The organism is Flavobacterium sp. (assembly GCF_035760125.1).
In the GTDB taxonomy this organism is placed as follows: Bacteria; Bacteroidota; Bacteroidia; order Flavobacteriales; family Flavobacteriaceae; genus Flavobacterium.
In genome coordinates this window covers 1-9180 of sequence record NZ_DASTTN010000246.1, presented here as the reverse complement: position 1 = coordinate 9180, position 9180 = coordinate 1, and the positions used below count along the sequence as shown (strand labels likewise).

The following is a 9180-nucleotide window of genomic DNA, read 5'->3' as shown; positions in this document are numbered from 1 at the left end:
CTTTTTCTTGTATTTATTCTCGGAAACTTTGGTTAAAAAAAGCTCCCAAATTGGGAGCTTTTTTGTTATATAATTTTTAAATCTGCCATAACTGAAAATTCTCCTTCAGTCAATTGATTTGACACATTTGCTCCCCAATCCATTCCTCCTGGCATGTACAGCCAAAGTATCTCATTTGTTTCACAATCTACAATTATTTTAAAATATACTATTGTAGAAAGCTGTACAACCATCATATTTGACTTAACAATTCCGTAAGGGGCTGTATATAAAACAGCACAATTTTTCGTTTTGTTAACGAGCGCATCGTTTAATTCAGATTCAGGAACAAACTTTAAGTCTCCACCGTAATTTTTTATTGCTGCTTCTTTTGTTCTACCCTTCGCCAACATATTATCCTCAACCAACAATGTTTTCCCTTTTAATTTTGATACACTTCCTTTAGCCATTTTTTCAGCATATTTGTCAAAATTTAAAACTTTGTTATTGGCAATAATCCAATCCACATTCGCCTGTAAAATTGATAAAGCGTATTTATAGTCAGCTTCTGATAAAGATTTATCATTATTTAAATGTCTTGATGGTAGATAAATCTTAGAATCTGTTTTAACAATATTGCTTTCAATTCTAGTAAATGCAATTGCAGGAACGTTTTGATTTGTTTTAATTCCCCAATAACCTTTATCATTTAATTGAACTAGTCTTAAAATAGCATACGATTTATTCTTAGCTTTTTGTAAAGCTTCAATTTCGGTAGCGGTTTTAAATTCCATTTTATCAGTATAAATCCAATATTTTTGAGCATAAATTTTAAAATCTCTGTTAAAATCAACTATAAATTTTTTGTAGTCTTCTAATTCTTCAGCTTTTTTTGGCTTACTTAATTTCTTTAAAACATCTGGATCTTCTTCTAAAACTTCAACAAGTAAAGGGCGGGTTTTTAATTGTTTGAGTTCATCAGGTTCTCCATAAAAATTAGCATTTATCTGAGCTTTTGAAACTACTGAAGTTAATAGAAATAAATAAAATAGGATTCTTTTCATAAATTTTGTTATTAGGTTAATTTAAGTCAAATGTACAAAAATTAACAAATTAAATTGTATGAAAATATGTGTTCTGCTTTTTAGATTTGTTAAGAGTAGAATACATCTGTTATACTCATACATAATTAAGATTGAAGATCTAATTAACAAAATAAGTGGTGATGTAATTTGACAATAAACTCTTTACATAAAAATTTTAACCTTAGACTCGCTTTTTATTTTCTGTTATAGAAAACTACTCTCCTCCCAACAACTGCATCAATTCCAGCGCTGTTCTGGTGTTCTTCACATTGTCAAAAGTCAGCAACAGTCTCAGCCCAGCCGGGGTTTGCTTTTCTTTCATCACACAAATGTTGCTGTGGGTTTGCACAAACTGAATCACCTTATGGAAACGTTTAGAATGGTAAAAATCGGATTGTTGATCGGAAACAAAATAGCCAATCATCTTGCCTTTTTTCATCACCAGTTTTTCGATACCCACACGAGTTGCAATCCATTTGATTCGGATACTGTTCATTAAGGCAAGTGCTCTCGGAGGCATTGGACCAAAACGGTCAATCAGTTTGTTTTGGAAAACAATCAGTTCTTCCTCGTTTTTCACGTCGGCCAACTCGTTGTACAAACTCAAACGCTCCGTAACATTATTGATATATTCATCTGAAAACAACAACTCAAAATCGGTGTCGATTTGCAGATCTTTTACATATTCTTTGGTTTCGATATTATTCTCTTCGGGGTAAAGATCTTTGAATTCGTTTTCCTTCAATTCCTCGATGGCCTCGTTCATAATTTTTTGGTAGGTATCAAAACCAATGTCGTTGATAAAACCACTTTGCTCTCCTCCCAATAAATCTCCTGCACCACGAATCTCGAGGTCTTTCATCGCAATATTCAAACCGCTTCCCAATTCGCTGAATTGTTCCAAAGCCTGAATACGTTTTCTTGCATCTTCGGTCATATGGGAATACGGCGGGCAGATGAAATAACAAAACGCTTTCTTGTTGCTTCGCCCTACTCGACCTCTCATTTGATGCAAATCAGACAAACCGAAATTATTGGCATTATTGATAAAAATAGTATTCGCATTCGGAACGTCCAATCCACTTTCGATAATAGTCGTGGCAACCAAAACATCAAACTCACCATTCATAAAGGCAAGCATCAATTCTTCCAATTTGGCTCCTTCCATTTGTCCGTGGCCAATTCCCACTCTGGCATTTGGAACTAGACGCTGAATCATTCCAGCAATTTCTTTTATATTTTCGATTCGGTTATTAATGAAGAAAACCTGTCCATTACGCTGAATTTCATACGAAATCGCATCGCGAACCAACTCTTCATTAAACCCAACCACATTTGTTTCTATAGGATAACGATTGGGCGGAGGCGTTGTAATTACCGATAAATCTCTAGCTGCCATCAACGAAAACTGCAAGGTTCTCGGGATAGGCGTTGCCGTCAAAGTCAGGGTATCTACATTGGCTGCAATGGTTTTGAGCTTGTCTTTTACGTTAACCCCAAATTTCTGCTCCTCATCGACAATCAATAATCCAAGGTCTTTGAAAACAACATTTTTGTTAACCAATTGGTGTGTTCCAATCACAATGTCTAGTTTACCTTCGGCGAGTTGCTTTAGGGTTTCAGTCTTTTGTTTAGCGGTTCTAAAGCGGTTCAAATAGCCAATCGAAACCGGCATATCTTTCAATCTTTCGGTAAAAGTACGGTAATGTTGGTAGGCCAAAATAGTCGTTGGAACCAAAATTGCCACTTGTTTTGAATTGTCCACAGCCTTAAAAGCCGCACGAATCGCCACTTCGGTTTTACCAAATCCTACATCTCCGCAAACCAAACGATCCATAGGACGCTCGCTCTCCATATCGGCTTTGACTTCTTGGGTCGATTTGATTTGGTCGGGCGTATCTTCGTAGATAAACGAACTTTCCAACTCGTTTTGCAGGTAACTGTCGGGGGCAAACTGAAATCCTTTTTCCAATCGGCGTTTGGCATACAGCTGAATCAAATTGAACGCAATATGTTTGACCCTCGCTTTGGTTTTTTGCTTTAAAGTCTTCCAAGCGCTAGAACCCAATTTGTAAATTTTGGGCGGCGTTCCGTCTTTTCCGTTATATTTCGAAATCTTGTGCAGCGAGTGGATGCTCACATACACTATGTCATTATCGGCATAAACGAGCTTGATTGCTTCCTGCGTTTTGCCTTCGACCTGTATTTTTTGCAACCCTCCAAACTTCCCGATTCCGTGGTCGATATGCGTTACATAATCACCTACGGACAAAGTCGTGAGTTCCTTTAAAGTTAAATTTTGCTTTTTGGAATAACCGTTTTTGATGCTAAATTTATGGTAGCGCTCAAAAATCTGATGGTCGGTATAACAGGTAATTTGATTTTCTTGATCGATGAAACCTTGGTACAATGGCAAAACAATCGTCTTGTATTGTTTGCGGATATTCTCAGAATTGGCTTCATCCAAAGATTCGAATATATCGTGAAAACGTTTCGTCTGCGCTTCATTCGAACAAAACAAATAATTTTGGTAACCGTTAAAATGGTTGTCGCTCAAATTATTCAACAATAAATCAAATTGCTTATTGAACGACGGTTGTGGCTGAATATGAAATTCAAATTTCTTCGTCGTTTTAAAAACAGGCTTGGAATGAAATTCCACAACCGAAAAATCCAACGCTCTTTTTACAAATTCCTTTTGGTTCAAGAACAGTTGTTCTGGCGTGGCGTGCTTGATGTCTTTGGACAATTTCTCAAAAGCTTCTTCGGCTCTGCCAAATTGCTTATCCAATTCGTATAAAAGATTATCGGTATTTTGAAAAAACAGAACAGTTCTTTCGGCTATATAATCAAGGAAACTTTCTCTATTCTCCTGAAAAACTTTATTCTCGACATTCGGAATAATGGTGATTTTTTTCTGCTTCTCTAATGACAATTGGGTGCCAACATCAAAGCTTCGAATGCTTTCGACTTCATTCCCGAAAAATTCGATTCGGTATGGATTATCATTCGAAAACGAAAATACATCCACAATTCCACCACGAACGGAGAATTCACCGGGTTCCGTGATAAAATCAACCCTCTTGAATTCGTACTCAAACAATACTTCGTTTAAGAAATCAATCGAAATTTTATCACCCAAACTTACTTTCAAAGTGTTTTGATCCAAGTTTTTTCGGGTCACCACTTTTTCAAAAAGCGCTTCGGGATAAGTAACGATGATGGCTGGTTTTTTGCGGGAATTGATTCGGTTAAGTACCTCAGCGCGAAGCAAAACATTCGCATTGTCGGTTTCCTCAATTTGGTACGGACGACGAAAAGAACCCGGATAAAACAACACATCCTGCTCGCCTATCATTTGTTCCAAATCGTTCAAATAGTACGCCGCTTCTTCCTTATTGTTCAAAACCACCAAAAACGGAAGTTCCGATTTCTTGAAAACTGACTGAATCACAAAGGAAGCCGCCGATCCCAACAAACCGTCCAATTGCATTTTTACTTGATTGTTTTCCAACAAACGGGCTACAATCTGAGCCGTTTTTGGAGAAGAATCATAAACCGAATATATAGTTGCTTTACTCAACGCGCGCTTCGTTTGGATTTTTTGGACTGGTTGCTGCACCTCCTGGATTTCCTGGTATTACCTGATTCCCTGGCATTTTTGGGTTTACTGGCATTGTTTTACTTCCTGGCATTCCTGGATTGCCTGCTTGAATGGCTCTAGTTGTATCCAACATCATCAACAATTCGGACTCTCCAACTTCCATTGGGATTTTACTTTTCTCAACAATCTTATCCATTTGTCTTTGCAATGAAACCAACTCCAAATTAATTTCTGCAAGACGTTCAGTTACTTTTTTATCCGAAACTTTATCCAGATTAATATATAAATCCAACATTCGAACTTGGGTAATCAAAGTTGCAATTCGGCTTCTTATCTGTGGATTATCAAATTGAGTTGGAATATTGTTATTCAAAGCCATCACTTTGGTCGATAGCGCCTTGGCTTTCTTTTGAAAAGCCGTAATTGTTTTCTTTGGCTTAACCGACAATTCTTCCATAAAAGCTCTCCATTCCGGCCAAGTCTTCATAGTAGCCTCTGAAGTCGTGTTGATAGGGGTGTCAATAAAATTCCACCCTTTATTTATGGTTTTAAAAATTAATTCTTTCTTTTTTGCATCCCTTAAGTTATCGGCAAGTCGTACATCATTGTCGTCTTTACACGAAAACTGCATCAAAAGCACAAAAAAAAGTAGCGTTAATTTATTGTTCATTTTCTAAATTATTTGAAGCACAAAGTTACAAAGTAAATTTACAATGGCAATTTCAATAACAACATCAATTTCAGTGGCAATGCCAATGGTAAATCCAATAGCAATTTCAATGGAAACGGCAATTTTAATGACAGAATATTAACACCAATAATTACGACCTTTCCCTAATTTAAGCTATTTTTTTACAATATCTATAAAAATGATTATCTTTATTCATGATAATTTACGAAATCGTTATATTTGCATTTCAAAACAACACACAATGAATCCAAAGATCTTAATTATTGGCGCTTGCGGGCAAATCGGTACCGAATTGACCCACGAACTCAGAGCCATTTATGGAACCGAGAATGTTATTGCTTCAGACATTCGAAAGCTGAACAACGATGTCGTGAATTCTGGCCCTTTTGAGGTAATCAATGCATTGGATTTTAACCAAATTGAAAATTTGGTGGAACTTCACCAAATTACCGATGTGTATTTGATGGCCGCTTTACTCTCGGCAACTGCCGAAAAAAATCCTGCCTTTGCATGGGATCTTAATATGAATTCGTTGTTTCATGTTTTGAATTTGGCGAAAGCCGGAAAAATAAAAAAGATATTCTGGCCTTCCAGTATCGCCGTTTTTGGCCCAACAACCCCAAAAGAAAACACGCCACAATACACTGTTATGGAACCCTCAACCGTTTATGGAATTAGCAAACAGGCCGGTGAGAGATGGTGTGAATACTACCATAATATTTTTGGTGTCGACGTGAGAAGTATTCGTTACCCAGGATTAATCAGCTGGACTACATTGCCTGGCGGTGGAACTACAGATTATGCTGTAGATATTTACCACAAAGCATTAAGCGATGGAAAATACGAGTGTTTTTTGAACTCCGAAACCAAAATGCCAATGATGTATATGGACGACGCCATTGCCGCCACCATCAATATCATGAAAGCACCAGTTGAGCAAATTAAGATACGCTCTTCCTATAATTTGGCCGCTATCAGTTTCACTCCAACCGAAATTGCAGCCGAAATCAAAAAGCACATTCCGGAACTCGAAGTAACCTACGCACCCGACTTCCGTCAAAAAATTGCCGACAGCTGGCCTGCCAGTATTGATGACTCCCGCGCCAGAGAAGATTGGGGTTGGACTCACGAATTTGACCTGGAAATGATGACCGTCGATATGCTGAAAAATCTAGCTCCTCAATACGATACCGATTTACAATAACACGCCAATTAATATCACTTGGGCGTGCCACCATAAAGAGAAGGGACCAACTCACCATAACGGTGATTCGGTCCCTTCTCTTTATGCTGTCGGTCTATCCGCTACGCCGCGGTGGATTGCTTCTATCCCTCACCCAAAATTACTGCTAAGCATCATATAATAATTTAGACCAAACAATCCTGTTTAAATAAACTTATATCCCTTGTATTTTTTAAAAACTCCTAAAATATTCAAACTTATTTACATTCGTCCGCCCCAAAAAACCTAAATTTCCCCCAATTCGCATTAGAAAATCGCAAAAGTTCACTAATTTTGCGCCCGATTTGAGTTCTTCCAATTAGAACTCACAACATATTTTCTCACTTAAACGTTTATAGCATGCAACTGTACAACACCTTAAGCGCAGAAGAAAGAGCCATCATGATTGATGATGCCGGTAAACAACGTCTTACGTTGTCTTTCTATGCGTATGCCAAAATTCAAGATCCCAAAAAATTTCGCGACGATTTATTTTTAGCCTGGAACGCACTCGATGCCTTAGGCCGAATTTATGTGGCTCACGAAGGAATCAACGCCCAAATGAGTATTCCTGAAGAAAATTTGGAGGCTTTTAGAGAGACTCTGGAAGTTTATGAATTCATGAGAGACATACGTTTGAATGAAGCGGTGGAGCATGATGACCATTCATTTTTAAAATTAACTATTAAAGTTCGTCACAAAATCGTCGCCGACGGTTTAAACGACGACACTTTTGATGTAACAAACATAGGGGTTCATTTGAAAGCAAAGGAATTCAATGATATTCTTGATGATCCGAATACGATTGTAGTCGATTTTAGAAATCACTACGAAAGTGAAGTTGGACATTTTAAAGGAGCGATTACTCCTGATGTTGAGACTTTCAGAGAAAGTTTACCTATAATCAACGAACAGCTTCAAAATCACAAAGAAGACAAAAACCTAGTAATGTATTGTACCGGAGGTATTCGTTGTGAAAAGGCGAGCGCCTATTTTAAGCACCAAGGTTTTAAAAATGTTTTTCAATTGGAAGGCGGAATCATTAATTACGCCAAACAAATTGAAGCTGAAGGTTTAGACAGTAAATTCATTGGGAAAAACTTTGTGTTTGATAATCGTCTTGGCGAAAGAATTACCGATGATATCGTATCGCAATGTCACCAATGCGGAAAACCTTGCGACAATCATACCAATTGCGAAAACGACGGATGCCATCTGTTGTTTATTCAATGTGACGAATGTAAAGCAGCAATGGAAAACTGCTGTTCTACAGATTGTCTTGATATTATTCATCTGCCTTTGGTGGATCAGGTACGATTAAGAACTGGACAACAGGTTGGAAACAAAGTTTTCAGAAAAGGAAAATCTGAAAATCTTAAATTTAAACATTCTGGCGACTTATCAAATACGGCGATAGCTACAAAAGAAAAACCTGCTGATATTCGTCAAAAAGTAAAAGTAAAAAAAGTACTTCTTGGCAAAGCTGAACATTATTATGTGAAAGCACAAGTGGGACAATTTACTGTTGAAAATCACGAAGTAAACAGTGGTGATAAAATCTTAATTTCCGGACCAACAACAGGTAATCAAGAATTGGTTTTAGAAAAATTCATTGTTGACGGAGCCGAAACTGCAACGGCTAAAATTGGTGATAAAGTTACTTTTGAAGTTCCCTTCAGAATTAGATTGTCAGATAAAATGTATAAGATTTTAGAATAGTTTATCATGACAGTTACTAATAAAATTGAACTCATGGCTCCCGCAGGGAACTTTGAGTCGCTTCAGGCTGGACTTGATAATGGTGCTGATTCTGTATATTTTGGAGTAGAGCAATTGAACATGCGCGCCCGTGCAACGGTCAATTTCACGATGGATGATTTACCGGAAATTGCCCGCCGTTGCGAAGCAAAAAACGTTAGAAGTTATTTGACGTTAAACACCATCATTTACGATCACGATTTATCGGTAGTAAAAACATTATTGAACAAAGCCAAAGAAGCCAATATAACAGCCGTAATTGCTTCCGACCAAGCCGTAATTGCAATGGCAAGAGGAATCGGAATGGAAGTCCATATTTCGACTCAATTGAATATTACCAATATCGAAACCATCAAATTCTACAGCCTATTTGCTGACACTATGGTTTTGAGCCGTGAATTGAGTTTACGCCAAGTAAAAAAAATCACGGAACAAATCGAAAAAGAACAAATCAAAGGACCAAACGGCAAATTGGTGGAAATCGAAATCTTTGGTCACGGCGCTTTGTGCATGGCGGTTTCGGGGAAATGCTATTTGAGTTTGCATTCACATAATTCATCGGCAAACCGTGGTGCCTGCAAACAAAATTGCCGCAAAAAATACACTGTTATCGATCAGGAAACCGGTTTCGAAATCGAATTGGACAACGAATACATGATGTCTCCAAAAGATTTATGCACGCTGGATTTTCTGGATCAGGTAATGGATTCAGGCATTCAAGTCCTGAAAATTGAAGGACGAGGACGCGCTCCGGAATATGTTGCCACCGTAATTAAAACCTATCGTGAAGCGATTGACAGTTATTACGAAGGCACTTTCACCAAAAAAAAAATCGCAGTTT

General features: G+C 37.6%; 6 protein-coding genes. 3 read left to right on the top strand and 3 right to left on the bottom strand.

Annotation, left to right across the window (positions count from 1 at the left end; genetic code table 11):
• Positions 1-65 precede the first annotated feature (65 nt).
• The 3 genes from VFS71_RS08895 to VFS71_RS08885 all read right to left on the bottom strand — a co-directional run bounded on the left by VFS71_RS08895 (position 66) and on the right by VFS71_RS08885 (position 5338).
• Entirely contained in the window at positions 66-1043 is a 978-nt protein-coding gene (locus tag VFS71_RS08895; protein ID WP_326400703.1) for a hypothetical protein, read from the bottom strand.
• Between the two features lie 235 nt (positions 1044-1278).
• Positions 1279-4557, bottom strand: coding sequence for a transcription-repair coupling factor (mfd, locus tag VFS71_RS08890; RefSeq protein ID WP_414655993.1), 3279 nt, complete (start codon positions 4555-4557; stop codon positions 1279-1281).
• Between the two features lie 82 nt (positions 4558-4639).
• Positions 4640-5338, bottom strand: a complete 699-nt coding sequence (locus tag VFS71_RS08885; protein WP_326400699.1) for a hypothetical protein — start codon at positions 5336-5338, stop codon at positions 4640-4642.
• Positions 5339-5600: 262 nt separating this feature from the next.
• Here VFS71_RS08885 and VFS71_RS08880 point away from each other — a divergent pair, with 262 nt between their 5' ends.
• From VFS71_RS08880 to VFS71_RS08870, 3 genes are all read left to right on the top strand, one after another.
• Complete coding sequence (locus tag VFS71_RS08880; RefSeq protein WP_326400697.1) at positions 5601-6563, top strand: L-threonine 3-dehydrogenase; 963 nt, start codon at positions 5601-5603, stop codon at positions 6561-6563.
• Between the two features lie 378 nt (positions 6564-6941).
• The gene (locus tag VFS71_RS08875; protein WP_326400695.1) at positions 6942-8300 is read left to right on the top strand and encodes a rhodanese-related sulfurtransferase; all 1359 of its coding nucleotides are present in this window, start codon (positions 6942-6944) and stop codon (positions 8298-8300) included.
• Positions 8301-8306: 6 nt separating this feature from the next.
• Positions 8307-9180: peptidase U32 family protein (locus VFS71_RS08870; RefSeq protein WP_326400694.1), on the top strand; the 874-nt coding region annotated here is incomplete at its 3' end.